The organism is Pseudomonas sp. R4-15 (genome assembly GCF_055768815.1).
The window spans coordinates 641,978-668,116 of the sequence record NZ_CM147293.1 but is presented as its reverse complement, the minus strand read 5'-3'; the positions used below and the strand labels follow the sequence as shown (position 1 = coordinate 668,116).

Here is a 26,139-nt window from a genome sequence, read left to right as displayed (position 1 = left end):
CTACGGGCCGGTGCCTGTTTTGGCGCGATACGGCGTTGCTCGTCTTGGACTTACCCCGGTAAGCCCAGCGACTCGCGCCTTGTCTCGCGCCAAAACAGGCATCGGCGCGGCCGCGAATGAAACGGGAGCAGGCCCTAGCCCAGCTACCAGTTACGTCCCGTAGGGGGCGCAAGGCAGCCCGATGTGTCCAGCGCACAAGAACTGCTGTACGGCTCTCCGATTCTCATGGGCCTCGGTTATCTGTTCGCCTGTACCGTAGCGAGCATCAGCATTCTGTATTTCTGTCGTCCGGCACGCGGGCCGGGTTATTGGGCAGGCTGCTGCGGGTTGCTGGTGGTCGGATTCTCGCTGTTCGCGGTGGACCATTTCATCGACATGAGCTGGCGAGCCGAATGGCTGGTCAACCTGCTCCTGGTACTCGCGCAAGCCTGCATGATCCTCGGTGTTTTCCGCTTCATGGGGCGGCCACTACCGTTCTGGATCGTCCTCGCCAGCGCCATGCCGATATTGGCGGTGGACGTTTGGCGGCTATTCGCGCCGGTGCCGCAAGCGCTGGTCGACGCCCTCTACTCGGCCATCATCGTGGGCCTGGCGCTGAAACCCCTGGACGCCATACGCCGCACCCGCGAGTCGGGCGAGGCCCGCAGCGTGCGCAACTTCATCGTCGGTGCATTGATCGCCTATGCGCTGGCCCACCTGGCGCGCATGGCGATCGCTCTCTACCAGGCCTACAACGGCGATGCCGCCGGCCTGTTCCGGGCGTATTCGGTGCCCGCCTTCTCGTTCTACAGCGGCCTGCCGTTCCTGATCATCGCGCTGGTCGCCCTGACCGCCATGAGCCTGCATCGAACGCTCGCGGAAAGCCGCAACCATGCTGAGCTGGCGAAGGCGCACCTGTTGCGTTTCGAACAGCTGATGCACGTCAGCAGCGCAGCCATGCTACTGATACGCGACGGCCTGATCGCCGACAGCAACCCGAAGCTCGGCGAGCTCTTCGGCTGCCGACCTGAAGTGCTGCATGACCGGTGCTTCGTCAGCCTGTTCCATCCACAGACCGACCCGTCGTTGCTGAACACCTCGGACGAGCACCCGCACAACCTGATCGCCCTGCGCGCGGACGGCACCAGCTTCCAGAGTGAAGTCACCGTCAAGCCACTGGACGGGCATCTGCAGCTCGCCGAGATTCGCGATGTGTCACGACAAAAGGCACTGGAGGCACAGCTAGCGCTGCTGGCCAGTACCGATCCGTTGACCGGGACGCTCAACCGGCGCGCGTTCCATGAACGTTACCCACAGGCGCTGGAGCGTGCCCGAGGTCAGGGTACGGCGCTCTCCCTGGCGCTGCTCGACCTGGATCATTTCAAACGGATCAACGACCTGCACGGGCACGGCGTCGGCGACGCCGCGCTGAAGACCTTCGTCGCCGCCTGCCGCCGCCAGGCACGTAGCGAGGATCTCTTCGCGCGGATAGGCGGCGAGGAATTCGCCCTGCTGTTCAGCGATTGCGGCGTGCAGGACGCCGCCGCCCTGCTCGAGCGCATTCGCCAGGAACTTCGCCAGTTGCAGGGCTCGGGGAGCCTCATCGCCTTCAGTGCCGGTATCACCGACTGCCTGCGGCACGAGAGCCTGGACGGCGCCCTGCAAAGCGCCGACAAGGCGCTTTACCGGGCCAAGCGCAATGGTCGTGGGCGTACCGAAGAGGCCGACTAGCCCGCACTGCACCGCAGGCCAGGGTTATCCACAATCGCTGGCGGCACTGTAGCGCGTCAACAGCCGCTCGCGCAGCTCTTCGAACGGAAGCGGTCGGTCGTAGAGATACCCCTGCAGATAATCGACCCCAAGCTTGCGTAGTGACTCTGCCTGACCGGAAGTCTCTACGCCCTCCGCCACCACGCTGTAGCCCATGCCCCGAGCCATCACCATGACCGCCTGGACCACGTCCAGACCGTGGTGTTCGAGTCGCTGAACGAAGGAACGATCGATCTTTACGCAGTCGACCTGCAGGTTCTGGATCATCGAAAGCGACGAATAGCCGGTACCGAAATCATCCACGGCGATGCGCACACCCGCCCCCTGCAGCGCGTACACGGCCTCGCCGAAGCGCCCTGCGTCCCGCGACAGGACCGATTCGGTGATTTCCAGGCTCAGCCACCGGGGCTCGATCCGCTGCTGCTCGATGATCTGCAGTACCCGGCTGACGAAATCCGGATCCTCGAACTGCACCACCGAGACGTTGACCCCCAGGGCGATTTGCAGGCCCTGGCGATGCAGCAGGCCCAGTTGCGCCAGCGATTGCTCCAGTACCCAGTAGCCGATCTCGCGGATCGCACCGCTCTTTTCCGCGAGCGGTATGAATTCGTCCGGCGCGATCAACTGGCCGTCCAGCTTCCAGCGCAACAGGGCCTCGGCAGCGACGTAGCGGCCATCCACAGCATCCACCAGCGGCTGAAACATCAGGAACAGCTGGTGGTTGGCGATCGCCTGCGGCAACGCGCTCTCCAGTTCGCGCTCATGCCGCAAGCGCAGTTCCAGCGCCTCGTCGTAACGCACGCAGCCGTTTCGCGCTGCCTGCTTGCAACTGTACATCGCCTGGTCCGCCTGGCTGACGCGTTCGGCGATGTCCTCGCCCTGGGCGGGAAAACGCGACAGACCGATCGAGGCCTCGAGCACGAAGCTGTGTCGGCGCAGCACCAGCGGCTCCTCGAAGAGCGCCAGCAGCTGGCTGGCAAAGGCCTGCAGGTGCGCCTCGTCGCACACCTCGGCCATGACGATGAACTCGTCGCCCCCCCAGCGGCAGGCCAGGTATCGATCCGCGGAAAATGTCTGGAGACGCCCGGCGAGCGCACCCAGAACCTCGTCGCCGACCGCATGGCCATGGCTGTCGTTGATCGGCTTGAAACCATCCAGATCGATGAACGCCAGTACCTGGTGATCGGCCTGCTTCCCCGCCAGCCGACGGCGCGCCTCGGTCATGAACGCGCGCCGGTTGAGCATCCGCGTCAGAGTGTCCGTCTGGCTCAGTTCAACGATACGCGCGGTGCGCGATTCGACCTCCGACTCGAGGTTGCGCAACAGGTTGAGGTGCTCGTAGCGCAACTGGATCGAGCTGTCGGTGAATTTCGCGGCGCGCCCGGCAACCTGGTACATGATCCACGCGAAACACAGGCCCAGTAAGCCCAGGACACGATGCTCCGCGTTTTCCGCAGCCAGCATCATCAGCGAATAGGGCAGGATCAGGATCGCCGAGTAGGCCCGCGAGAGATGGACGTTGGCAGACAGTACGGTGGTGCCGCCACCCGCCAGCGCGGCGATTATCACCATCACCGCGGTCATCTCGTAGAGATCCACACGTCCGTTGAACAGCGTGGCGTAGGCACTCCAGGTCAACGCGGTGGCGATCGTACCGGCGCTTATGAAGTAGAGATCACGACGATCGCCACGCTCGCCGCGCCGGCATTTGGCATGCCAACGGCGCATGTCCACCGCGCGGCCGGCGGTGACCAGCAGCATCATCAGCCACCAGAGCAACTTGGCGGTGTACAGCTTGGGGCCGATGAAGCCGAGGGTCAGTCCCGCCGAGGCGACCACGGTGATCGACAGGGCCGAGGATGAGTTCAGGTAAAGGCTGTCGAGGCGATCGTGCATAACCGCCGCCGCGTCGTCCCGCTCTTCCACCCTGCGCAATCTCGCCCCCATGTGCCACTCCGTCGAACGAGCCAGCGCAGCCGTAACCCATCGTCAGATGAGACCTCGCGCGCGAGACATTTCACCTCGCCACACTATAGTCGAGCGGGACAGGCGCCGTCTGTCCTCAAGCGGTGAAGATCACTCCACGGTCACCGACTTTGCCAGGTTGCGCGGCTGGTCGACGTCGGTGCCCTTGAGCACGGCGACGTGGTAGGAGAGCAATTGCAGCGGCAGGGTGTAGAGGATCGGCGCGAGCACGTCGTGGATGCGCGGCATGCCCACCACGTGCACGCCTTCCCCATTGCCCAGGCCGGCGCCGGCATCGGCGAACACCACCAGCTCGCCGCCACGGGCGCGGACTTCCTGCAGGTTGGATTTGAGTTTCTCCAGCAACTCGTTGTTCGGCGCTACGGTGACCACCGGCATGTCCGCATCGACCAGCGCCAGCGGGCCGTGCTTGAGCTCGCCGGCGGGGTAGGCCTCGGCGTGGATGTAGGAGATTTCCTTGAGCTTGAGCGCCCCCTCCATGGCCACCGGATACTGTGCGCCACGACCGAGAAACAGGGTGTGGTGCTTCTCGGCGAACAGCTCGGCGACCTGCTCGATGGTCTTGTCCATCGCCAGCGCCTCGTCCAGGCGCGAGGGCAGCCGGCGCAACTCGGAAACCAGCGCCGCCTCGTCCGCTGTGGATAACTCGCCGCGCAACTGCCCCAGTCCCAGCGTCAGCAACAGCAAGGCGACCAACTGGGTGGTGAAGGCCTTGGTCGAGGCCACGCCGATTTCCGGACCGGCCTGGGTCAGCAGCGTCAGGTCCGACTCGCGAACCAGCGAACTGGTGCCGACGTTGCAGATCGCCAGGCTGCCCAGGTAACCCAGCGCCTTGGCGTTGCGCAACGCTGCCAGGGTGTCGGCGGTTTCCCCGGATTGGGAGATGGTGACGAACAGGGTGTCCGGCTGCACCACCACCTTGCGGTAGCGGAACTCGCTGGCGACTTCCACCTGACAGGGGATACCGGCCAGTTCCTCGAGCCAGTAACGAGCGACCATGCCGGCGTGATAGCTGGTGCCGCAAGCGACGATCTGTACATTGCGCACCTGCTTGAGCAATGCCTCTGCACCCGGGCCGAAGGCCGGGACCATGACGTGATCCTCGCCCAGGCGGCCTTCCAGGGTGCGCTGTACCACGCGCGGCTGCTCGTGGATTTCCTTGAGCATGAAGTGGCGGTACTCGCCCTTATCGGCGGCCTCGGCGCCTTCGTGGTAGCGCACCGTCTCGCGCTGCACCGCGTGGCCGTCAACGTCCCAGATGCTGACACCGTCCAAACGAATCTCGGCGATGTCGCCTTCTTCCAGGTAGACGAAGCGGTCGGTGACCTGGCGCAGCGCCAACTGGTCGGACGCGAGGAAGTTCTCGCCCAGACCCAGGCCGATCACCAGCGGGCTGCCGCTGCGCGCGGCGAGCAGACGGTCCGGTTGGGCGGCGTTGATCACCGCCAGGCCATAGGCACCGTGCAGTTCGCTAACCGCCATCTTCAGCGCGCTGGTGAGGTCCCCGGTTTCCTGCAGGCGATGGTGCAGCAGGTGGACGATGACCTCGGTATCGGTCTGCGAGGTGAACGCGTAGCCCTTGCCGCGCAGCCATTCGCGCAATGCCTCGTGATTCTCGATGATGCCGTTATGCACCACCGCCAGGCGGTCGCCGGAGAAATGCGGATGGGCGTTCGCCTCGCTGGGCGCACCATGGGTCGCCCAGCGCGTATGGGCGATGCCCAGGCGCCCGGCCAACGGTTGCTCGCGCAACGCCTGCTCCAGTTCGGCGACCTTGCCCACACAGCGGCGGCGCTCCAGCCCGGCGCTGCCAAGCAGGGCCACGCCGGCGCTGTCGTAGCCACGGTATTCGAGGCGCTTGAGGCCTTCGACGAGGATCGGGGTGACGTTACGTTCGGCGATGGCGCCCACGATGCCGCACATGCTGCTTCTCCTATCGGTCTTCGACGCGGGCGAGGATCAGTTCCACGCCACGCGCCCGGATGCTGTCACGCGCCGCTTCGGGCAGGCGCGTGTCGCTGATCAGGGTATGGACGCTGCTCCAGGGCAGCTCCAGATTGGGAATGCGCCGGCCGAGCTTGTCGCCTTCGGCCATGACGATCACCTCGCGCGCCACCTCGGCCATGACCCGCGACAGGCCGAGCAGCTCGTTGAAGGTGGTGGTACCTCGCTGCAGATCCAGGCCGTCGGCACCAATGAACAACTGGTCGAAATCGTAGGAGCGCAGCACCTGTTCCGCCACCTGCCCCTGGAAGGACTCCGAATGCGGGTCCCAGGTACCGCCCGTCATCAGCAACACCGGCTCGGGCTCCAGTTCGCGCAGGGCATTGGCGACGTTCAGCGAGTTGGTCATCACCACCAGGCCGCGCTTGCGCGAAAGCTCCGGAATCAGTGCCGCGGTGGTGCTGCCGGAGTCGACGATGATGCGTGCATGCTCACGAATCAGATCGGCCGCAACCCGCGCGATGGCGCGCTTGTAGGGCGAGGCGGGCTGGCTGTCGCTGGTCACCAGTTCCTGCGGCACCGGCACCGCCCCGCCATAGCGACGCAGCAGCAGGCCGTTGGCTTCCAGGGCGGCGAGGTCCTTGCGGATGGTCACCTCGGAGGTTTCGAAACGTCGCGACAGGGCGTCCACGCTGACTTCGCCCTGCTCGGTGAGCAAGGCGAGTATGGCGTGCCGGCGCTGTGGGGTATTTCGTTTCGACATTAAAATGTTTCGATTCGAAAGAAAATTTCGCGAATCAAAACATAGCGACCCGCCGATCGCAAGCGCTGGCTGAGGATCAGCGCTTCTTCTGCGGCCGCTGCCAGCCTTCGATATTGCGCTGTCGGGCGCGCCCGACCGCAAGCGAGTCCGCCGCAACATCGCTGACCACGGTGGAGCCGGCACCGGTGGTGGCACGATCCCCGAGGGTGACCGGCGCCACCAGGGCACTGTTGGAACCGATGAAGACGTCCTCGCCCATCACCGTGCGGTGCTTGTTGGCACCGTCATAGTTGCAGGTAATGGTGCCCGCACCGATGTTGCTGCGGGCACCGATCTCGGCATCGCCCAGGTAGCTCAGGTGCCCGGCTTTGGCGCCTTCGCCGAGGGTCGCGTTCTTCAGCTCGACGAAGTTACCCACATGCGCCCTGGCGCCCAGCTTGGTGCCGGGACGCAGGCGTGCGAACGGCCCGCAGTCGGCGCCCTCGCCCACCTCAGCGCCTTCCAGGTGACTGTTGGCCTTCACCACGGCGCCCTGGCGCAGGATGCTGTCCTTGATCACGCAGTTCGGCCCGATGCTCACGCCGTCCTCGATGCACACCTTGCCTTCGAGGATCACGTTGACGTCGATGAGCACGTCGCGACCAACCTCGACGCTCCCGCGCAGATCGAAGCGCGCCGGGTCGAGCAACGTCACGCCCTGAGCCATCAGCCGGCGGGCGGCCCGTGCCTGGTAATGGCGTTCCAGCTGCGAGAGTTGCAGGCGGTCGTTGGCGCCCTGCACTTCCATGGCGTCCTGCGGCTGGCCTGTGGATATCTCCAGGCCATCGGCCACCGCCATGGCAATCAGGTCGGTGAGGTAATACTCGCCCTGGGCATTGTCGTTGGACAGCCGCCCCAGCCAGTCGGCCATGCGTGCCGCGGGCATCGCCAGGATGCCGGTATTGCCTTCGCGTACCGCCCGTTGTTCGGCCGTGGCGTCCTTCTGCTCGACGATGGCGGTGACCCGTCCTTGCGCGTCACGCAGGATGCGGCCGTAGCCGGTAGGATCGTCCAGGGTCACGGTGAGCAGCGCCAGGCGCCGGTCATCGAGCTGGTCCAGCAAGCGTTGCAGCGTCTCCACTTCGATCAGCGGCACATCACCGTAGAGCACCAGCACACGCTCACCCTGGATGTGCGGCAATGCCTGGGCGACAGCATGCCCGGTACCCAGTTGCTCGGCCTGCACGACGAAGTTCAGGTCGTCCCCCACCAGGCTTTCACGTACTCGCTCGGCAGCATGCCCGACGACTACGTGGATCGCTCGTGGCTGCAGGGCGCGGGCAGCCTCGACGACATGACCGAGCATCGGCTTGCCGGCCACCGGATGCAGTACCTTGGGCAGGGCCGAACGCATGCGGGTACCTTGGCCGGCGGCGAGGATGACGACATCCAGGGACATGCAACTGATCTCCTTCAACGTTAAGACGGGACGTCGCGACCATATGCCAGACGTCTCGAAGCGACAAGCGCTCGAATGTTCATCAGGGGATGGGAACGAAAAAGGGGTAGCCGAAGCTACCCCTTTTTCTGCACTACGTTGGCAATCAGCGTTTGGCCTGCTTGCGCAGTTGCTGAATGGTACGCAGCTGGGCTGCCGCTTCGGCCAGTTGGGCAGAGGCGGAGCCGTAGTCGAACTCGGCGCCTTTGGCACTCAGGGCCTTCTCGGCGGCCTTGACCGCCTCTTCGGCAGCGGCTTCGTCGAGATCGGCAGCGCGAGTCACGGTGTCGGCCAGGACCTTCACCACGTTCGGCTGGACTTCGAGGAAACCACCCGAGATGTAGTACACCTCTTCAGCGCCACCCTGCTGGGTGATGCGAATGGGGCCAGGCTTGAGCTCGGTGAGCAGCGGCGCATGACCCGGTGCGATGCCCAGGTCCCCCAGGTAGCCGTGGGCGATCACCATCTCGACCAAACCGGAGAAGATTTCCCCTTCGGCACTGACGATATCGCAATGGACTGACATAGCCATCTCTAACCTCGCTTGGCAGATCGGCGCGCGGGCGTGCCCGCGAACCGATCCGTTTGCCCGTCAGCGGACAATGATCACAGATTCTTGGCTTTCTCGACGGCTTCTTCGATACCACCGACCATGTAGAACGCCTGTTCGGGCAGATGGTCGTAGTCGCCGTTGAGGATGCCCTTGAAGCCCGCGATGGTGTCCTTCAGGGAAACGTACTTGCCAGGCGCGCCGGTGAAGACTTCGGCGACGAAGAACGGCTGCGACAGGAAGCGCTGGATCTTACGAGCGCGGGACACCAGCTGCTTGTCGGCTTCGGACAGTTCGTCCATGCCGAGAATCGCGATGATGTCTTTCAGTTCCTTGTAACGCTGCAGCACGTACTGCACGCCACGCGCGGTCTCGTAGTGCTCCTGACCGATCACGTTCGGGTCCAGCTGGCGGCTGGTGGAGTCCAGCGGATCGACCGCGGGGTAGATACCCAGCGAAGCGATGTCACGGGACAGAACCACGGTAGCGTCCAAGTGGGCGAAGGTGGTCGCCGGGCTCGGGTCGGTGAGGTCGTCCGCGGGAACGTAGACGGCCTGGATCGAGGTGATCGAGCCTTTCTTGGTGGAGGTGATGCGCTCCTGCAGAACACCCATCTCCTCGGCCAGGGTCGGCTGGTAGCCCACCGCGGACGGCATACGACCCAGCAGTGCCGACACTTCGGTACCGGCGAGGGTGTAGCGGTAGATGTTGTCGATGAACAGCAGAACGTCACGGCCTTCGTCACGGAACTTCTCGGCCATGGTCAGGCCGGTCAGTGCCACGCGCAGACGGTTACCCGGCGGCTCGTTCATCTGGCCATAGACCAGGGCGACCTTGTCGAGAACGTTGGAGTCCTTCATCTCGTGGTAGAAGTCGTTCCCTTCACGGGTACGCTCGCCCACACCGGCGAACACGGAGTAACCGCTGTGCTCGATGGCGATGTTACGGATCAGCTCCATCATGTTCACGGTCTTGCCGACGCCAGCGCCGCCGAACAGGCCGACCTTGCCGCCTTTGGCGAACGGGCAGACCAGGTCGATGACCTTGATGCCGGTTTCCAGCAGATCGTTGCCACCAGCCTGCTCCGCATAGGAGGGCGCTGCGCGGTGGATACCCCAACGCTCTTCTTCACCGATCGGGCCGGCTTCGTCGATGGGGTTGCCCAGGACGTCCATGATGCGACCCAGGGTGGCCGTGCCAACCGGAACGGTAATGGCTTCGCCGGTGCTGTTGACGTTCAGGCCACGCTTGAGACCTTCGGTCGAGCCCATGGCGATGGAACGCACCACGCCGTCGCCCAGCTGCTGCTGGACTTCCAGGGTGGTCTGCGCGCCTTCGACCTTCAGCGCGTCATACACATTCGGAACCTGATCGCGCGGGAATTCCACGTCGATGACGGCGCCGATGATTTGAACGATACGTCCGCTACTCATCTTCTGAGTCCTCTGAATGTTAAACCGCGGCAGCGCCGCCGACGATTTCCGAGATTTCCTGGGTGATCGCAGCCTGACGGGCCTTGTTGTAGATCAGCTGCAATTCGCTGATCAGCTCGCCCGCGTTATCGGTGGCGTTCTTCATGGCGATCATCCGCGCTGCCTGCTCGGCAGCGTTGTTCTCGACTACGGCCTGATACACCTGGGATTCCACGTAGCGCACCAGCAGACCTTCGAGAAGCTGCTTGGCATCGGGCTCGTAGAGATAGTCCCAGTGATGCTTGTATTCGGCGTTCTCGTCGGCCACCAGCGGAATCAACTGCTCCACGGTCGGCTTCTGGGTCATGGTGTTCACGAACTTGTTGGAAACCACGTACAGGCGGTCGATGCGACCTTCCATGTAGGCATCCAGCATGACCTTGATGTTGCCGATCAGGTCGTTGATCGAAGGCGCTTCGCCCAGATGGCTGATCGCCGCTACAACGTTGCCGCCGAAGTTCCGGAAGAAGGACGCGCCTTTTGCGCCAATCACCGCGAGGTCGATATCGACACCCTGCCCGCGATTCTCGCCCATGTCCTTGACCAGCGCCTTGAACAGGTTGGTGTTCAGGCCGCCAGCGAGGCCGCGGTCGGAAGTCACGACGATATAACCGACCCGCTTGACCTCACGTTCGATCATGAACGGGTGGACGTATTCCGGGTTGGCATTGGCCAGATGGCCGATCACCTGACGGATACGCTCGGCGTAAGGACGACTGGCAGCCATACGCATCTGCGCCTTGCGCATCTTGCTGACCGCCACCTTTTCCATGGCGCTGGTGATCTTTTGCGTGCTTTTGATGCTCGCAATCTTGCTGCGAATCTCTTTTGCGCCTGCCATTTCACACCTTTAGGGTTAGCAGGCGGGGCCCGAAGGCCCCGCTGCGGCTTACCAGGTTTGGGTGGCCTTGAACTTCTCGATGCCGGCCTTGATGCCTGCGTCGATTTCGTCGTTGAAGTCACCCTTCACGTTGATCTTCGCCATCAGGTCGGCATGATCACGGTTGAAGTAGGCAATCAGCGCAGTCTCGAAGCTACCGATCTTCGCCAGTTCCACATCGCCCAGGAATCCACGCTCTGCGGCGTAGAGGCTCAGGGCCATGTCGGCGATGGACATCGGCGCGTACTGCTTCTGCTTCATCAGCTCGGTAACGCGCTGACCATGCTCGAGCTGCTTGCGGGTCGCTTCGTCCAGGTCAGAAGCGAACTGGGCGAAGGCCGCCAGTTCACGGTACTGAGCCAGGGCGGTACGGATGCCACCGGAGAGCTTCTTGATGATCTTGGTCTGGGCAGCGCCACCGACGCGGGAGACCGAGATACCGGCGTTGACGGCCGGACGGATACCCGAGTTGAACAGGGAGCTTTCCAGGAAGATCTGACCGTCGGTGATCGAGATCACGTTGGTCGGAACGAACGCGGAAACGTCGCCGGCCTGGGTTTCGATGATCGGCAGAGCGGTCAGCGAGCCCGTCTTGCCGGTCACGGCACCGTTGGTGAACTTCTCGACGTAGTCGGCGGAGACGCGGGATGCGCGCTCCAGCAGACGGCTGTGGAGATAGAACACGTCGCCCGGGTAGGCTTCACGGCCCGGCGGACGGCGCAGCAGCAGGGAAATCTGGCGGTAGGCCACAGCCTGCTTGGACAGATCGTCATAGACGATCAGCGCGTCTTCACCGCGATCGCGGAAGTATTCGCCCATGGTGCAGCCGGCGTAAGGTGCCAGGAACTGCAGCGCAGCGGATTCGGAAGCGGACGCGGCGACGACGATGGTGTTGTCCAGCGCGCCGTGTTCTTCCAGCTTGCGAACCACGTTGGCGATGGTCGACTGCTTCTGACCGATGGCTACGTAGACGCAGCGAATGCCGCTGTTCTTCTGGTTGATGATGGCGTCGACGGCCAGGGCCGTCTTACCGATCTGACGGTCGCCGATGATCAGCTCGCGCTGGCCACGACCGACCGGGATCATCGCATCGACGGCCTTGTAACCGGTCTGCACCGGCTGGTCGACCGACTGACGCCAGATCACGCCCGGAGCGACCTTTTCCACCGCGTCGGTCGCAGCGGCGTTGATCGGACCTTTGCCATCGATCGGGTTACCCAGGGCATCGACCACGCGGCCGAGCAGTTCGGGACCGACCGGCACTTCGAGGATGCGACCGGTGCACTTGGCGCTCATGCCCTCGGCCAGGCCGAGGTAGCTGCCCAGTACGACCGCACCGACGGAGTCCTGCTCCAGGTTCAGCGCCATACCGTAGATGCCGCCGGGGAATTCGATCATCTCGCCGTACATGACGTCGGCGAGGCCGTAGATGCGCACGATACCGTCGGAAACGCTGACGATGGTGCCTTCGTTACGGGCCTGGGAAGCGACATCGAGTTTCTCGATACGCCCCTTGATGATTTCACTAATTTCGGAAGGATTGAGTTGCTGCATTGCTCTGCTGCCCCTTCAAACTCAGGATTTCAACGCTTCGGCCAGTTTCGCGAGCTTGCCGCGAACCGAGCCATCGATAACCAGGTCGCCGGCACGGATGACCACACCCCCGATGAGGGAGGGATCTTCCGCCGCGTGCAGTCGCACTTCCCGGCCGAGCCGAGCGCTGAGAACCTTGGCGAGTTTGTCTTGCTGTTCGGCGTTCAATGCGAAGGCACTGCTCACCTCGACATCCATCGACTTTTCCTGTTCGGCCTTGTACAGCTCGAACAGTGCGACGATGTCCGGCAGGAGCGACAGACGCTCGTGCTCGGCCAGGATGTGAAGATAGTTGCGTACCGCGGCATCGAACTCTTCGCCGCCCACCTCGATGAAGGTGTCGGCCTTTTCCTTGCTGGTCAGACGCGGGGCTTTCAGAACGCGCTGCATGCGCTCGTCCAGAGACACCGCTGCCGCCAAGCCGAGCATGGCCGACCAGGCGGCCAGCTGCTGACGGGCCTGGGCATACTCGAAAGCTGCCTTGGCATAAGGTCGGGCCAGCGTGGTCAGTTCTGCCATGATCGACCTCGCTTAGATTTCGGCGGCCAGTTTTTCAACCAGCCCCGCGTGCGCGTTCTGATCGATGGAGCTACCCAGGATCTTCTCTGCACCAGTGACCGCCAGCAGACCTACCTGGGCCCGCAGAGCATCTTTGGCGCTGTTCAGTTCCTGCTCGATTTCCGCCTGTGCCTGGGCCTTGATGCGATCACCCTCGACACGAGCCTGATCACGGGCCTCATCGACAATCTGGTTAGCACGCTTTTTGGCCTGCTCTATGACTTCAGCCGCCTGGGCCTTGGCATCACGCAGTTGCTCGGCCACTTTTTCCTGTGCCAGCTCCAGATCACGATTAGCGCGGTTGGCAGCGTCCAGGCCGTCTGCGATCTTCTTCTGACGCTCACGCATCGCCGTGATGACCGGAGGCCACACGAACTTCATGCAGAAAAGCACGAAGATGAAGAAAGCAACGGACTGGCCAATCAGGGTTGCATTAATGTTCACGCCAACACCTCGCTTGTTCGTTGTCCGTCAAACCAATTCACTCGAGATGCGAGCGATCAGCCAGCGATCTGACCAACGAAGGGGTTTGCGAAGGTGAAGAACAGAGCGATACCAACGCCGATCATGGTGACGGCGTCGAGCAGGCCCGCGACGATGAACATTTTGACCTGCAGCATCGGGACCATTTCCGGCTGGCGAGCAGCACCTTCCAGGAACTTGCCGCCCAGCAGACCGAAGCCGATGGCAGTACCCAGAGCGCCCAGGCCGATCAGCAGGGCAACGGCGATTGCGGTGAGACCAACTACAGTTTCCATTTTTCCTCCGACTCTATGTCGTTTTGGTTAGGGGGTGGAGCTTGGATAATTCGGATCAGTGATCGCTGTCTTCATGCGCCATCGCCAGATAGACGATGGTCAGCATCATGAAGATGAACGCCTGCAGGGTGATGATCAGGATGTGGAAGGTCGCCCACGCCCACTGCAGAACGATACCCAGACCACCGAGAACGACGCCGTTGGCGAACATGATGGCGATCAGGATGAAAATCAGCTCACCGGCATACAGGTTGCCGAACAGTCGCAGTGCCAGCGATACCGGCTTGGCGATCAGGGTGACGAATTCGAGCAGGAAGTTGACCGGCACCAGCAGGATCTGCAGCGCGATGTTCTTGCTGCTGAAGGGATGCAGGGTGAGTTCACCGAGGAAGCCACCGATCCCCTTGACCTTCACGCTGTAGAACAGGATCAGCGCGAACACCGACAGGGCCATGCCCAGGGTCGCGTTCGGGTCGGTGGTCGGCACAACGCGGAAGAACAGGTGTTCGTTACCGCTCAGCTTCGCCGCCAGCAACGGCAGCCAGTCCACCGGCACCAAGTCCATGAGGTTCATCAGGAAGACCCAGACGAAGATGGTCAGCGCCAACGGGGCGATCAGCGCGTTGCGGCCGTGGAAGGTGTCTCTCACGCTGCCATCGACGAAGTCCACCATCACTTCGACGAAGTTCTGCAGGCCGGTGGGCACGCCGCTGTGGGCACGCTTGGCGGCCATGCGGAACAGCAGGATGAACACGAGGCCGAGGAATACCGACCAACCCAGGGTATCGACGTGGAATGCCCAGAATCCCATGTCCTGAGCTTCCTGCGCGTTATGGGCGAAGCTCCAGCCATTCACGGGATGTTGACCAAAGGTAAGGTTGGTCAAGTGATGTTGGATGTAACCCGAAGCGCTTTCTGCTGCCATTGTCTGCCTCAACGCATCAATTCGATGTTCTTTTTCTGATCAGCAGCGGTGCTAGCCAACCGACCCCCAGTGTCAGCGCGAACACTCCGAACAAAGCCGCAGCGTTCAAAGGCTTGACCCCTGCAAACGTCAGCGCAAACAACGCTGCCGTGAGAAACAATTTGCCCGCCTCGCCCGCATAGAAAGATCGGACGATGGCCTGGGCTGCCCGCGCACCGCCAAAGCGGAACGTCTTGTGGGCAAAGTAGAGATTGGGTAGCCAGGCGATCAACCCGCCACACAATCCCGAATATCCCGCGATGGTTCCCAGCCAGGCGTACAACACCACTGCTGCAACCAGCAAAACCAGCAACTGTGCGAGCAACAGGGGGAACACTGCCAGACGATGGAAGGGCAAGCGTTTTGGCATGCGGGCGACCATCAGCACACTTTCCGGAAAGACCGATAACGATGGGTGTTTGGCATAGTTTGTGCCGCGGAAAATGCGCGCAGAGTATAGGGGGGCGGTTGAAGGCTATCAACCGCCGGTAGTCTTTTGTGCGCGTCGACTACAGCTCAACCCGTGAACAATTGTTTCAGCGGATGTGGGCGAGAACACCCTGCAGTTCATCCAGCGAACTGTAGCTGATGACCAGTCGGCCTTTTCCCTTGGCGCCGTGGCGAATCTGTACCGGAGAGCCCAGGCGCTCGGCCAGACGCTGTTCCAGGCGAGCGATGTCTGGATCGTTCCTGACCCCTTCGGCAGGTTTCTCCGCCGTGCTCAGCCACTGTCGAACCAGCGCCTCGGTCTGACGTACGGTGAGGCCTCGTGCGACAACGTGTCGCGCGGCTTCCGCCTGACGTTCCGCCGGTAATCCCAGCAATGCCCGGGCATGCCCCATTTCCAGGTCACCGTGCGCCAGCAGTGTCTTGACCTCTTCGGGCAAACCGATCAGGCGCAGGAGATTGGCGACGGTCGCCCGCGACTTACCCACAGCCTCGGCGACCTGCTGCTGGGTCAGCTGGAACTCCTGCTGCAGGCGCTGCAGGGCGAAGGCCTCCTCGATGGGGTTGAGGTCCTCGCGTTGGATGTTCTCGATCAGCGCCATCGCGATGGCGGCTTCGTCCGGCACTTCGCGCACCAGCGCCGGGATCGTGCGCAGACCCGCCTGGGCACTGGCGCGCCAACGCCGTTCGCCGGCGATGATCTCGTAGCGACCGTCGTCGATGGGCCGCACCACGATCGGCTGCATCACCCCCTGGGCACGGATCGACTGGGCCAGTTCTTCGAGGGCCGCGGGGTCCATGTCACGCCGTGGCTGGTACTTGCCGCGCTGGATCAGTTCGAGCGGCAGCTCTCGCAGCTCGCGGGGATCCGCCTGGGAGGCCTGCTCCTGCAACACGACGGAGCCGCCGCCCAACAGGGCGTCCAGTCCACGTCCGAGACCTCGTTTCTTGGTTGCCATGCGGATTCCTTATGCGGTTGCTTGACGCGCGGCCTGGCGCTGGCGGCGCGCCAGCTCGCCGGCCAGCGCCAGGTACGCCTGCGCGCCCTTGGACTGCTTGTCGTAGACCAGCGCGGGCATGCCATGGCTGGGCGCTTCGGCCAGGCGCACGTTACGCGGGATGACGGTGTCGTAGAGACGCTCGCCGAAATGCGCCTTGAGTTGTTCGGAGACGTCCTGGGTCAGACTCACCCGAGGGTCGTACATGGTTCTCAGCAATCCTTCGATCTTCAGCGAAGGATTGAGCAACTGACCGATGCGCTGGATCGAGTTGATCAGGTCGGTGAGCCCTTCCAGTGCGTAGTACTCGCACTGCATCGGGATAATCACGCCATCGGCGGCGACCAGTGCGTTGACGGTGAGCATCGACAGCGACGGCGGGCAGTCGATGAGGATGTAGTCGTAGTTCTCGCGCACCGGCGCCAGCGCTTCGCGCAGGCGTCCCTCCTTGCTCGGGACTTCGAGCAGCTCGACCTCCGCAGCGGTCAGGTCGCGGTTCGCCGGCAGCAACTGGTAGCCGCCGTGTTCAGAGAACTGCATGGCATCGACCAGGCTGCAGTCGCCGATCAACACGTCGTAGATCGAGTGCTGCAGGGCGAGCTTGTCCACACCGCTGCCGGTCGTGGCATTGCCCTGGGGGTCGAGGTCGATGAGCAGAACCCGTCGCCGGGTCGCGACCAGCGAGGCCGCCAGGTTGATGCAGGTGGTGGTCTTGGCGACCCCGCCCTTCTGGTTGGCGATGGCGAAGACTTTGGCCATGTCAGACGGTCCCGGTCACTTGAAGCGGCGCAGTATCAGCAGATGGCGCTGGCCTTGGCAACCGGGGACTTGCAGTGCCTGGCAGGATTCCACGCGAAAATCCTCGGGCAAGGCCTGCAGTTCGTCGTCGGGCTGCACGCCCTTCATCGCCAGCCAATGGGTATCCAGGCCGCCCAGGTGGCGGGTCCAGTCGGTGAAATTCTTCAACTCGCTGAAGGCCCGCGAAATGATGCCCTGGAAGGGCTGCTCCGGGGCGAAGGCCTCGACCCGAGCGTGCACCACCTCCAGGTTAGCCAAGCCCAACTCGGCCTTCACCTGGGTGAGGAAACGGGTCTTCTTGCCGTTGCCATCGAGCAGGGTGAAACGACGCTCGGGGAACAGGATCGCCAGCGGTACGCCCGGCATGCCACCGCCGCTGCCGACGTCGAGCCAGTGCGCGCCTCTGGGAGCCACATGCGGCACCACGCTGAGACTGTCGAGCAGGTGACGCGAAACCATCTCGTCAGGGTCGCGCACGGCGGTGAGGTTGTAGGCCTTGTTCCACTTCACCAGCAGTGCCAGGTAATCGAGCAGGGCCGAACACTGCGTGGAACTCAGGGCAATCTGCAGTTGGTCGGCACCGCGCTGCAATTCTTCCAGATGGGCAGGGGCATGTGCGGCCATCAGGCACTGCGCTCCAGCGACGCAGCCGCGCCGCGTTTCTTCAGATGGATCAGCAGCAACGACACCGCTGCCGGTGTGACGCCGGGAATGCGCGAAGCCTGACCGAGGGTTTCCGGACGCGCCTGGGCCAGTTTGCCCTGGATCTCGCGGGACAGGCCGGGAATGCTCGTGTAGTCGATGTCCACCGGCACGCGGGTGTTCTCACTGGCGCGCAGACGGTTGATCTCTTCCTGCTGACGCTCGATGTAGCCGGCGTACTTGGTGCGGATCTCCACCTGCTCGGCGACCTGTTCCGCAGCGGGCTCGGCGCCGCTGGCCTGCATCAGCCCGGCGTAATCCACCTCCGGACGGGTCAACAGGTTGAGCAGGTTGTATTCACGCGCCAGCGGGCTGCCGAAGCGCTCGGCGATCGCTTCGCCCTGTGGCGTGCCCGGACGCACCCAGGTGCTCTTCAGGCGCTGTTCCTCGGCGGCAATCGCTTCACGCTTGTGTTCGAAGGCGGCCCAGCGGGCGTCATCGACCAGACCCAGTTCGCGGCCCTTCTCCGTCAGGCGCAGGTCAGCATTGTCCTCACGCAGGATCAAGCGGTACTCGGCGCGCGAAGTGAACATCCGATACGGCTCCTGGGTACCCAGGGTGATCAGGTCGTCGACCAGTACGCCCAGGTAGGCCTCGTCACGCCGCGGGCACCAGGCTTCTCGGCCCTGTGCACGCAGCGCGGCGTTGGCGCCGGCGAGCAGTCCCTGGGCGCCGGCTTCCTCGTAACCGGTGGTGCCGTTGATCTGCCCGGCGAAGAACAAGCCGGCAATGGACTTGGTCTCCAGGCTAGAGCACAGGTCGCGCGGATCGAAGTAGTCGTACTCGATGGCGTAGCCGGGACGAACGATGTGGGCGTTCTCCATGCCGCGGATCGAGCGAACGATCTGCAGCTGTACGTCGAACGGCAACGAGGTGGAAATACCGTTGGGGTACAGCTCATGGGTGGTGAGCCCCTCGGGCTCGAGGAAGACCTGATGGCTGTCCTTGTCGGCGAAGCGATGGATCTTGTCTTCGATCGACGGGCAATAGCGCGGCCCAACGCCTTCGATGACGCCGGAATACATCGGCGAACGATCGAGGTTGGCGGCGATGATCTCGTGGGTACGCGCGTTGGTATGCGTGATCCAGCAGCTCACCTGGCGCGGATGCTGCGCCTGTTCGCCGAGGAACGACATCACCGGTATCGGCGTATCGCCAGGCTGCTCGCTCATCACCGAGAAATCCACAGAGCGGCCATCGATACGTGGCGGCGTACCGGTCTTCAATCGCCCCACCCGCAGTGGCAGCTCACGCAGGCGTTGAGCTAGCGCGATGGACGGCGGATCACCGGCGCGCCCCCCTGAGTGGTTCTGCAGACCAATGTGGATAACACCCCCGAGGAAGGTCCCGGTAGTCAACACCACCTGCTCGGCGAGGAAACGCAGGCCCATCTGGGTCACTACGCCGCGTACCTGTTCACCTTCGACGATCAGGTCATCGGCCGCTTGCTGGAATATCCACAGATTGGGCTGGTTCTCGAGAATTTCCCGTACGGCTGCCTTGTACAGCACGCGATCGGCCTGGGCGCGAGTTGCCCGTACTGCAGGGCCTTTGCGGCTGTTAAGGACGCGGAACTGGATACCGCCCTTGTCCGTGGCGATGGCCATGGCGCCGCCGAGGGCATCGATTTCCTTCACCAGATGACTTTTGCCGATACCGCCGATGGCCGGATTGCAGCTCATCTGTCCGAGTGTTTCCACGTTATGCGTCAGCAGCAGCGTTTTCACGCCCATGCGTGCGGCCGCGAGCGCGGCCTCGGTGCCGGCATGGCCGCCGCCGATGACGATCACGTCGAAACGGGAAGGGAAATCCACGAGTACCTCGTTGCCCGTGTGGGCGGGGAAAAAACAGGACCCGGGATTATAGGGAGTTGTGCCTTGGGAAAGAAGTCGAAATTGGGTGAAAAACGATCAATGCCCTGGGAGGCGTCACTGTGGAAAAAATAGATTAAAAAGGAACATTGAAAAAAAGAGCTTGTAGATATGTTAACTACTAGACCCCGTCCTTTCTGTTGATAAGTAGCTGTAAGCCAATATTCACGCCTTATGAAGCGCTATAACAATCCTGTGTATCCACAGAAGGTTACCCGTGAGCAGGCAGCGAAATTCCTGTTGATAACCGGCGTGCTTTTCCCGTTGGCGATTGCTCCACCGTTTTCGTCAGGTCTTTTCCAAAGACCTCCAGTGGCGTTATCAACAGGGCTCCGTGAACCGCCTGGCAGCGTCACGGCAGCAGCAACGACTGCTCTGGAGAGTCGCTGCTGGGCAGGAGTGGCAGCCAATGGGAGGCGTTATCGGCGAACGTGGGCAAGCACCTCTCCTTCAGATGGGGAGCTCTGAAGAACGAGTGGTGAACGATAGGGAGGGAGAAGGGCTGCCGAAATGCATGGACACGGAGAAGCGGCTGAACGGGTTATCAACAGGCGCGCCGCGACCTAGGGAAAGTCGAGCGCCATCGGCCTTGCTCGGCCAGTGCTGTTACTTGCCGATGCAGAAGCTGGAGAAGATACGTCCCAGCAAGTCATCGGCGCTGAAGGCCCCGGTGATTTCTCCCAGGGCTTGCTGGGCCTGACGCAAATCCTCGGCGAGCAATTCACCCGCCCCCGCTGCAGTGAGCTGTCGATGGCCATGGGCAAGACTCTCGGATGCCCGTTGCAGCGCATCGAGGTGGCGCCGGCGGGCGCTGAAGCCGCTCTCACTGGTCTGTTCATAGCCCATGCACGCCTTGAGATGCTCGCGTAGCAGGTCGAGGCCCGCGCCGGAACGTGCGGAAAGGCTCAGGCTGGCACGCCCATCGCCGTCCTCCTGCAGGGCGACTGCCTCACCGGTGATGTCCGCCTTGTTGCGGATCAGCGTGACCCGGGCGGGGTCAGGACGAGCGCTGAGGAATTCCGGCCAGAGGGCGAAGGGATCGCTGGCCTCCGGAGCCGTGGCATCGACGACCAGAAGTACGCGATCGGCTCCTTCGATGGCGGAAAGGGCGCGTTCCACACCGATGCGTTCGACCTGGTCGGCGGTCTCCCGCAGCCCCGCGGTATCCACCACGTGCAGGGGCATCCCATCGATGTGGATATGTTCGCGCAGTACGTCGCGCGTGGTCCCGGCAATCTCCGTGACGATGGCCGCTTCCCGGCCTGCCAGCGCATTGAGCAGGCTCGACTTTCCCGCATTCGGCCGCCCGGCGATGACCACCGTCATGCCGTCGCGCAACAGGGCGCCTTGGCCGGCTTCCCGTTGCGTTGTGGATAACTGTTCGCGCAGCGCGTCCAGTTGCTTCAATACATGGCCATCGGCGAGGAAGTCGATCTCTTCCTCGGGAAAGTCGATGGCGGCCTCGACGTAGATACGCAGCTCGATGAGCTTCTCGGTCAGTGCATGGACTCGCCGGGAAAACTCGCCCTGCAACGAACGCAGGGCGTTACGCGCGGCTTGCGCCGAGCTGGCTTCGATCAGGTCGGCGATAGCCTCGGCCTGGGCGAGGTCGAGCTTGTCATTGAGGAACGCCCGCTCGCTGAATTCGCCGGGACGCGCCTGTCGTGCGCCCAATTGCAGGCACCGCTGCAGCAGCAGGTCCAGCACCACCGGACCCCCGTGGCCCTGGAGTTCGAGAACATCCTCGCCCGTGAAGGAGTTCGGCCCCGGAAAGTACAGCAGCAGGCCCTCGTCCAGCACTTCGCCAGCCAGATCCTGGAACCCCGTGTAATGGGCGTGACGCGGGCGTGGCTGGAAGCCGCCAATGGCCAGCGCGATGGACTGCGCCGCCGGGCCGGAGACGCGCACGATACCGACGCCGCCACGACCCTGGGCGGTGGCGACGGCCGCGATGGTGTCGTTGACGGGCTGCATGCTGACCTCCTGGGGGCTGAAACGCGAAACGCCCCACGAGGGGGCGTTTGCGGGTATCTCGGTGATCTAGGCGTGCTTGGCGGCAGCCTCGATACGCCGGGTAATATACCACTGCTGGGCGATGGACAGGCAGTTGTTGACCACCCAGTACAGCACCAGGCCGGCCGGGAACCACAGGAAGAAGAAGGTGAAGATGATCGGCATCAGCTTCATCACGCGCGCCTGCATGGGGTCCGGCGGCGTCGGATTCAGACGCTGCTGGATGAACATGGTGGCACCCATGATGATCGGCAGGATGAAGAACGGATCCTTGATCGACAGGTCGGTGATCCACAGGATCCACGGCGCCTGGCGCATCTCCACGGATTCCAGCAGGGTCCAGTACAGGGCCAGGAACACCGGCATCTGCACCACGATCGGCAAGCAGCCGCCCAGCGGATTGATGCGTTCCTTCTTGTACAGCTCCATCATCGCCTGGGACATCTTCTGGCGATCATCACCGAATTGCTCTTTGAGGGCCTGCATCTTCGGAGCCACGGCGCGCATACGGGCCATGGACTTGTAGCTGGCGGCGGAGAGCGGGAAGAAGGCCATCTTGATGATCAGGGTAAGGACGATGATCGACCAACCCCAGTTACCGAGAATGCTGTGGATATGTTGCAGCAACCAGAAGATCGGCTGGGCGAGGAACCACAGGAAGCCATAGTCGACCGTCAGTTCCAGACCCGGAGACAGTTGCTTGAGGTAACCCTGGATCTTCGGACCGGCATACAGATTGGCGGAGACTTCAGTCTGGCTGCCCGGCGCGACGCTGATTGCGGGGCCGGTGAAACCGATGATGTAGTTGCCCTGGCTGTCCTTGCGGGTCTGCACCACGTTGGTGGTACCCGGTTGCGGTACCCAGGCGGTGACGAAGTAGTGCTGCAGCCAGGCGACCCAGCCACCCTCGACGGTTTCGCGCAGCGGGCCTTTGTCCATGTTCTTCATGGACACCTTGGTGTAAGGCTCATCGGCGGTCCACAGTGCGGCACCCAGATAGGTGGTGGTACCGGTGGCGGTCGTCGAAGAGGGGTCGCCACTGTTGTCACGCTTGAGTTGGGCGAACAGGTTGCCGTTCCAGGTCTGCTCGCTCTTGTTGGCGATCAGGTAGCGGACATCGATGTCGTAGGCCGCGGTGTCGATGCAACCGGGCTTCTTCAGTTCGAGATCGCGCGCGGAGCACTGCGGGTTGACGCCACGCTTGAAGGTGAAGCGCTTGGTGTAGTCGACGCCGCCCTCACTGTAGGAGAGGTCGACGACCAACTGGTTTTGACCGTCTTGCAACTCGTAGTAGCGCTGGGCGCTGGTATACAGCGGACGACCTTCGCGGCGCGCGTCCGGTCCATTGGCGCCGGTGAGGCCACTTTGCGCGAGGTAGGTACGTTCGTTGCCGTTGTCGAACAGCTGGAAAGGAACGTCCGGGGTGTCCTGACGACGCGGGTATAGCGGCAGGCGCAATTGCACGATGTCGCCGCCACGGGGGTCGATGGCGAGGTCGAGCACGTCGGTGCGAACGCGGATCAGCTCATTGCTGGGTGCCTGTACCGCTTCGGGAGCCTGGGCGGTCTGTTCGCTGCTGGCGCTCGGTACGTCGGCGCTGCTGGCGGTCGACTCGCTGTTGCCGGCATCCGGTAGGGTGGGCAATGCCGCGTTGGCGTTCTGGGTCTGGCTCGGCGGGAGTTCCGCCTGGCCATAGTCCTGGTTCCACTGCAGAACCATGAGGTAGGACACGACTGCCAATGCGACAAGCAGTATCGAGCGTTTGATGTCCATGAGTACTCGGCCGTCAGGAAGGTCGGGAAGGGTGCTTGGGCGGAACGGGGTCGTAGCCGCCGGGATGCCATGGGTGGCATCTGAGAAGTCGCCGTGCGCTGAGCCACCCACCACGGAGTAAGCCATGATTTTCAATGGCTTCCTGGGCGTAGCAGGAACAGCTGGGATAGAAACGGCAATGACTCGCCATCAAGGGGCTGATGGCGTAGCGATAGAAGCGGATGGGCAGCAGGGCCAGCCTACTGGGAGTGACCATCGTCCATCTCCGAAGCGGGATTGGCGCGTGGGCTGCGTTGACGCGCCAGGCGTTTCCAGAGTTTGGCCAGTTGTTGAGCCATCTCCGGATTCTGCAACTCTGCCAATCCTTTGCGCGCGACGATCACGATATCCCAGCCAGCCAGGGCATCCTGGTTGAGGCGAAAGGATTCGCGTATCTGACGCTTAAGACGATTGCGCTCGACAGCGAGGCGTACGCTCTTCTTGCCGATCACCAGGCCCAAACGGGGATGATCCAAAGCGTTATCGCGAGCGAGGAGCAGCAGGCTTTTGCCCGGAACCTTGCCGCTGGGAGAGTCGAAGACCGCCTTGAATTGCCGGGGATTCAGCAGACGCTTTTCCCGACCGAAGTCCCGACTCACCACCCGTGCCGGTCTATTAGACGGTCAGACGCTTGCGGCCTTTGGCGCGGCGACGCGACAGGACTTGACGGCCGTTCTTGGTGGCCATGCGGGCGCGGAAACCGTGGACACGAGCGCGCTTGAGGGTGCTGGGCTGGAAAGTGCGTTTCATGGTGCTTTTACCTGGTGGTCACTACGGGCCTGAAGTGGCCCCGGTTTTTTGAGACCGGCAATTCTATTGAAAGCCACGCGGTAGGTCAATTTCCGTCCAACGTAGATTTCCGGTGATCAGCGCGCCGGCCGCACGGAGGCAGATTAAATAGAAAGAAAGAAATGATTTAGAAGACAGTGAATGTAAATGCTCTTAGGAGCTCCACCCTCTGTGGATAACCATGCCAGGGTCAGGCAACACGCGTCCTGCGACCTTGCATAGCTCTGTCAGGAACAGGTGTTAGCGGTGTGGGTCTCCTGAATGCTGTCTGTGGATGGATTGGTGGTTTGTACACAGGAGGGTTTTTCCTGTCGGCTTTCCACAAGCCTGAAGGTGTTCGATACGGTAGTTATTAACAGGGAGAAAAGCCTGCTCAGTCACAGTGTTTTTCCAAGCGCTTGATTTGACGTGCCTCTTGGCCTCATACATGTGGATAACCGGCGTGCCGACAGCTACAATAGCCCGCTTTACTTCTCTGGCTTTCGGGGGCTTCCGTGTCGGTGGAACTGTGGCAGCAGTGTGTTGACCTGCTGCGCGACGAGCTGCCTTTGCAGCAGTTCAATACCTGGATTCGCCCATTGCAGGTCGAGGCGGAAGGTCACGAGTTGCGTGTCTATGCACCCAACCGTTTCGTGCTCGATTGGGTCAACGAAAAATACCTGGGTAGATTGTTGGAGCTGCTTGATGAGCGTAGCGAGGGGGCATCTCCCTCGCTGGCGCTGTTGATCGGCAGCCGCCGCAGTTCTGCCGCGCGTCCTGCTCCGAACGCTCCGTTGGCTGCCGCGCAGGCCGCTCAAGCGCGGCAGCCGGTAGCCGAGGTCGCGGTCGAGCCAACGCCGGTCCCCGTTCGTGAGCAGCTTTCCTTCGCTGAGCCGGCAACTGTGGCCATCGAAGAACAGGTGACGCCGCCACCGCCGCCGGTGGTCGACACGCCGCCGCGTACCGTCCAGGTCGAAGGTGGCCTCAAGCATACGAGCTACCTGAACCGTACCTTCACCTTCGAAAATTTCGTTGAGGGCAAGTCCAACCAACTGGCCCGGGCGGCGGCCTGGCAAGTGGCGGACAACCCCAAGCACGGTTACAACCCCCTGTTCCTCTACGGGGGTGTGGGTCTGGGTAAGACGCACTTGATGCACGCGGTGGGTAACCACCTGTTGAAGAAGAATCCGAACGCCAAGGTCGTGTACCTGCATTCGGAGCGCTTCGTCGCGGACATGGTCAAGGCGCTGCAGCTCAATGCGATCAACGAGTTCAAACGATTCTATCGTTCGGTGGATGCCTTGCTGATCGACGACATCCAGTTCTTCGCGAAGAAGGAACGTTCCCAGGAAGAGTTCTTCCACACGTTCAATGCCTTGCTCGAGGGTGGCCAGCAGGTGATTCTCACCAGCGACCGTTATCCCAAGGAGATCGAGGGACTGGAAGAGCGCCTGAAGTCGCGCTTTGGCTGGGGGCTGACGGTGGCCGTAGAGCCGCCGGAGCTGGAAACCCGCGTCGCGATTCTGATGAAAAAGGCGGACCAGGCGCGCATCGAGCTACCCCACGATGCGGCGTTCTTCATCGCCCAGCGCATCCGCTCCAACGTGCGTGAACTGGAAGGCGCGCTCAAGCGCGTGATCGCCCATGCCCACTTCATGGGGCGCGATATCACTATCGAATTGATCCGCGAATCGCTCAAGGATCTGTTGGCGTTGCAGGACAAGTTGGTCAGCATCGACAACATTCAGCGGGTGGTCGCTGACTACTACAAGATCAAGATGTCCGATCTGTTGTCCAAGCGCCGCTCGCGTTCCATTGCTCGGCCGCGCCAGGTGGCGATGGCCTTGTCCAAGGAGTTGACCAACCATAGTCTGCCGGAAGTAGGCGATGCCTTTGGCGGGCGTGATCACACCACGGTGCTGCACGCCTGCCGCAAAATCGCCGAGTTGAGGGAGTCCGACGCGGATATCCGCGAGGATTACAAGAAACTGCTGCGTACTTTGACCACCTGAACCCAATTAGCAGCCTCAGGCAAG

The 26,139-nt window shown here is 62.6% G+C and carries 24 protein-coding genes; 2 read left to right on the top strand and 22 right to left on the bottom strand.

Features of this window, described 5'->3' with window-relative positions; genetic code table 11:
* The first annotated feature begins 183 nt into the window (after window positions 1-183).
* The gene (locus ACYRGX_RS03185) at window positions 184-1,710 is read left to right on the top strand and encodes a GGDEF domain-containing protein (RefSeq protein WP_473055166.1); all 1,527 of its coding nucleotides are present in this window, start codon (window positions 184-186) and stop codon (window positions 1,708-1,710) included.
* A gap of 24 nt (window positions 1,711-1,734) precedes the next feature.
* Here the strand turns inward: ACYRGX_RS03185 and ACYRGX_RS03180 are convergent, their stop codons facing one another.
* From ACYRGX_RS03180 to rpmH, 22 genes are all read right to left on the bottom strand, one after another.
* Entirely contained in the window at window positions 1,735-3,645 is a 1,911-nt protein-coding gene (locus ACYRGX_RS03180; protein ID WP_473055165.1) for a putative bifunctional diguanylate cyclase/phosphodiesterase, read from the bottom strand.
* Window positions 3,646-3,825: 180 nt separating this feature from the next.
* Entirely contained in the window at window positions 3,826-5,658 is a 1,833-nt protein-coding gene (glmS, locus tag ACYRGX_RS03175; RefSeq protein WP_473055164.1) for a glutamine--fructose-6-phosphate transaminase (isomerizing), read from the bottom strand.
* Between the two features lie 10 nt (window positions 5,659-5,668).
* A complete protein-coding gene (locus ACYRGX_RS03170) occupies window positions 5,669-6,442 on the bottom strand; it encodes a DeoR/GlpR family DNA-binding transcription regulator (protein WP_473055163.1) in 774 nt (257 codons plus the stop codon).
* A gap of 76 nt (window positions 6,443-6,518) precedes the next feature.
* Complete coding sequence (gene glmU / locus ACYRGX_RS03165) at window positions 6,519-7,880, bottom strand: bifunctional UDP-N-acetylglucosamine diphosphorylase/glucosamine-1-phosphate N-acetyltransferase GlmU (protein ID WP_473055162.1); 1,362 nt, start codon at window positions 7,878-7,880, stop codon at window positions 6,519-6,521.
* A 145-nt stretch (window positions 7,881-8,025) separates the two neighbouring features.
* Window positions 8,026-8,451: a F0F1 ATP synthase subunit epsilon gene (locus tag ACYRGX_RS03160; RefSeq protein ID WP_473055161.1), complete on the bottom strand. Its 426-nt coding sequence runs from the start codon at window positions 8,449-8,451 to the stop codon at window positions 8,026-8,028.
* A 74-nt stretch (window positions 8,452-8,525) separates the two neighbouring features.
* Window positions 8,526-9,902: a F0F1 ATP synthase subunit beta gene (gene atpD, locus ACYRGX_RS03155; RefSeq protein ID WP_473055160.1), complete on the bottom strand. Its 1,377-nt coding sequence runs from the start codon at window positions 9,900-9,902 to the stop codon at window positions 8,526-8,528.
* Window positions 9,903-9,921: 19 nt separating this feature from the next.
* Window positions 9,922-10,782 carry a F0F1 ATP synthase subunit gamma gene (gene atpG / locus ACYRGX_RS03150; RefSeq protein WP_473055159.1) on the bottom strand — a complete coding sequence of 287 codons (861 nt, stop codon included), beginning with the start codon at window positions 10,780-10,782 and terminating at the stop codon, window positions 9,922-9,924.
* A gap of 48 nt (window positions 10,783-10,830) precedes the next feature.
* Window positions 10,831-12,375 carry a F0F1 ATP synthase subunit alpha gene (gene atpA / locus ACYRGX_RS03145; RefSeq protein WP_473055158.1) on the bottom strand — a complete coding sequence of 515 codons (1,545 nt, stop codon included), beginning with the start codon at window positions 12,373-12,375 and terminating at the stop codon, window positions 10,831-10,833.
* A gap of 21 nt (window positions 12,376-12,396) precedes the next feature.
* Window positions 12,397-12,933, bottom strand: coding sequence for a F0F1 ATP synthase subunit delta (locus tag ACYRGX_RS03140; protein WP_473055157.1), 537 nt, complete (start codon window positions 12,931-12,933; stop codon window positions 12,397-12,399).
* Between the two features lie 12 nt (window positions 12,934-12,945).
* The gene (locus ACYRGX_RS03135; protein ID WP_473055156.1) at window positions 12,946-13,416 is read right to left on the bottom strand and encodes a F0F1 ATP synthase subunit B; all 471 of its coding nucleotides are present in this window, start codon (window positions 13,414-13,416) and stop codon (window positions 12,946-12,948) included.
* Between the two features lie 56 nt (window positions 13,417-13,472).
* Window positions 13,473-13,730, bottom strand: coding sequence for a F0F1 ATP synthase subunit C (gene atpE, locus ACYRGX_RS03130; protein ID WP_003097235.1), 258 nt, complete (start codon window positions 13,728-13,730; stop codon window positions 13,473-13,475).
* Window positions 13,731-13,785: 55 nt separating this feature from the next.
* The gene (gene atpB / locus ACYRGX_RS03125; protein ID WP_473055155.1) at window positions 13,786-14,655 is read right to left on the bottom strand and encodes a F0F1 ATP synthase subunit A; all 870 of its coding nucleotides are present in this window, start codon (window positions 14,653-14,655) and stop codon (window positions 13,786-13,788) included.
* Window positions 14,656-14,671: 16 nt separating this feature from the next.
* On the bottom strand, window positions 14,672-15,076 hold the full coding sequence (locus tag ACYRGX_RS03120) for a F0F1 ATP synthase subunit I (RefSeq protein ID WP_473055154.1): 405 nt from the start codon (window positions 15,074-15,076) through the stop codon (window positions 14,672-14,674).
* A gap of 154 nt (window positions 15,077-15,230) precedes the next feature.
* Window positions 15,231-16,100 carry a ParB/RepB/Spo0J family partition protein gene (locus ACYRGX_RS03115; protein ID WP_473055153.1) on the bottom strand — a complete coding sequence of 290 codons (870 nt, stop codon included), beginning with the start codon at window positions 16,098-16,100 and terminating at the stop codon, window positions 15,231-15,233.
* Window positions 16,101-16,109: 9 nt separating this feature from the next.
* The gene (locus tag ACYRGX_RS03110; RefSeq protein WP_473055152.1) at window positions 16,110-16,898 is read right to left on the bottom strand and encodes a ParA family protein; all 789 of its coding nucleotides are present in this window, start codon (window positions 16,896-16,898) and stop codon (window positions 16,110-16,112) included.
* A 15-nt stretch (window positions 16,899-16,913) separates the two neighbouring features.
* Window positions 16,914-17,561: a 16S rRNA (guanine(527)-N(7))-methyltransferase RsmG gene (gene rsmG / locus ACYRGX_RS03105; RefSeq protein ID WP_473055151.1), complete on the bottom strand. Its 648-nt coding sequence runs from the start codon at window positions 17,559-17,561 to the stop codon at window positions 16,914-16,916.
* Window positions 17,561-19,453 carry a tRNA uridine-5-carboxymethylaminomethyl(34) synthesis enzyme MnmG gene (gene mnmG / locus ACYRGX_RS03100; RefSeq protein ID WP_473055150.1) on the bottom strand — a complete coding sequence of 631 codons (1,893 nt, stop codon included), beginning with the start codon at window positions 19,451-19,453 and terminating at the stop codon, window positions 17,561-17,563. The genes rsmG and mnmG overlap by 1 nt, the downstream gene beginning before the upstream one ends.
* Before the next feature lie 663 nt (window positions 19,454-20,116).
* Entirely contained in the window at window positions 20,117-21,484 is a 1,368-nt protein-coding gene (gene mnmE, locus ACYRGX_RS03095; protein WP_473055149.1) for a tRNA uridine-5-carboxymethylaminomethyl(34) synthesis GTPase MnmE, read from the bottom strand.
* 66 nt (window positions 21,485-21,550) lie between these two features.
* Window positions 21,551-23,296 carry a membrane protein insertase YidC gene (gene yidC, locus ACYRGX_RS03090; RefSeq protein WP_473055148.1) on the bottom strand — a complete coding sequence of 582 codons (1,746 nt, stop codon included), beginning with the start codon at window positions 23,294-23,296 and terminating at the stop codon, window positions 21,551-21,553.
* A gap of 13 nt (window positions 23,297-23,309) precedes the next feature.
* Window positions 23,310-23,552, bottom strand: coding sequence for a membrane protein insertion efficiency factor YidD (gene yidD / locus ACYRGX_RS03085; protein ID WP_473055147.1), 243 nt, complete (start codon window positions 23,550-23,552; stop codon window positions 23,310-23,312).
* Window positions 23,536-23,937 carry a ribonuclease P protein component gene (rnpA, locus tag ACYRGX_RS03080; RefSeq protein ID WP_473055146.1) on the bottom strand — a complete coding sequence of 134 codons (402 nt, stop codon included), beginning with the start codon at window positions 23,935-23,937 and terminating at the stop codon, window positions 23,536-23,538. The genes yidD and rnpA overlap by 17 nt, the downstream gene beginning before the upstream one ends.
* A 13-nt stretch (window positions 23,938-23,950) precedes the next feature.
* Window positions 23,951-24,085, bottom strand: coding sequence for a 50S ribosomal protein L34 (gene rpmH / locus ACYRGX_RS03075; RefSeq protein WP_003100258.1), 135 nt, complete (start codon window positions 24,083-24,085; stop codon window positions 23,951-23,953).
* Between the two features lie 533 nt (window positions 24,086-24,618).
* On the opposite strand from rpmH, the gene dnaA reads away from it, so the two are divergent.
* On the top strand, window positions 24,619-26,115 hold the full coding sequence (gene dnaA / locus ACYRGX_RS03070) for a chromosomal replication initiator protein DnaA (RefSeq protein ID WP_473055145.1): 1,497 nt from the start codon (window positions 24,619-24,621) through the stop codon (window positions 26,113-26,115).
* Window positions 26,116-26,139: the final 24 nt, after the last annotated feature.

Coding starts and splice junctions, on each gene's coding strand:
- ACYRGX_RS03180 (WP_473055165.1), bottom strand. CDS start 3,645: ATGCACGATCGCCTCGACAGCCTTTACCTGAACTCATCCTCGGCCCTG.
- glmS (WP_473055164.1), bottom strand. CDS start 5,658: ATGTGCGGCATCGTGGGCGCCATCGCCGAACGTAACGTCACCCCGATC.
- ACYRGX_RS03170 (WP_473055163.1), bottom strand. CDS start 6,442: ATGTCGAAACGAAATACCCCACAGCGCCGGCACGCCATACTCGCCTTG.
- glmU (WP_473055162.1), bottom strand. CDS start 7,880: ATGTCCCTGGATGTCGTCATCCTCGCCGCCGGCCAAGGTACCCGCATG.
- ACYRGX_RS03160 (WP_473055161.1), bottom strand. CDS start 8,451: ATGGCTATGTCAGTCCATTGCGATATCGTCAGTGCCGAAGGGGAAATC.
- atpD (WP_473055160.1), bottom strand. CDS start 9,902: ATGAGTAGCGGACGTATCGTTCAAATCATCGGCGCCGTCATCGACGTG.
- atpG (WP_473055159.1), bottom strand. CDS start 10,782: ATGGCAGGCGCAAAAGAGATTCGCAGCAAGATTGCGAGCATCAAAAGC.
- atpA (WP_473055158.1), bottom strand. CDS start 12,375: ATGCAGCAACTCAATCCTTCCGAAATTAGTGAAATCATCAAGGGGCGT.
- ACYRGX_RS03140 (WP_473055157.1), bottom strand. CDS start 12,933: ATGGCAGAACTGACCACGCTGGCCCGACCTTATGCCAAGGCAGCTTTC.
- atpE (WP_003097235.1), bottom strand. CDS start 13,730: ATGGAAACTGTAGTTGGTCTCACCGCAATCGCCGTTGCCCTGCTGATC.
- atpB (WP_473055155.1), bottom strand. CDS start 14,655: ATGGCAGCAGAAAGCGCTTCGGGTTACATCCAACATCACTTGACCAAC.
- ACYRGX_RS03120 (WP_473055154.1), bottom strand. CDS start 15,076: ATGGTCGCCCGCATGCCAAAACGCTTGCCCTTCCATCGTCTGGCAGTG.
- ACYRGX_RS03115 (WP_473055153.1), bottom strand. CDS start 16,100: ATGGCAACCAAGAAACGAGGTCTCGGACGTGGACTGGACGCCCTGTTG.
- ACYRGX_RS03110 (WP_473055152.1), bottom strand. CDS start 16,898: ATGGCCAAAGTCTTCGCCATCGCCAACCAGAAGGGCGGGGTCGCCAAG.
- rsmG (WP_473055151.1), bottom strand. CDS start 17,561: ATGGCCGCACATGCCCCTGCCCATCTGGAAGAATTGCAGCGCGGTGCC.
- mnmE (WP_473055149.1), bottom strand. CDS start 21,484: ATGCAGCCCGTCAACGACACCATCGCGGCCGTCGCCACCGCCCAGGGT.
- yidC (WP_473055148.1), bottom strand. CDS start 23,296: ATGGACATCAAACGCTCGATACTGCTTGTCGCATTGGCAGTCGTGTCC.
- yidD (WP_473055147.1), bottom strand. CDS start 23,552: ATGGTCACTCCCAGTAGGCTGGCCCTGCTGCCCATCCGCTTCTATCGC.
- rpmH (WP_003100258.1), bottom strand. CDS start 24,085: ATGAAACGCACTTTCCAGCCCAGCACCCTCAAGCGCGCTCGTGTCCAC.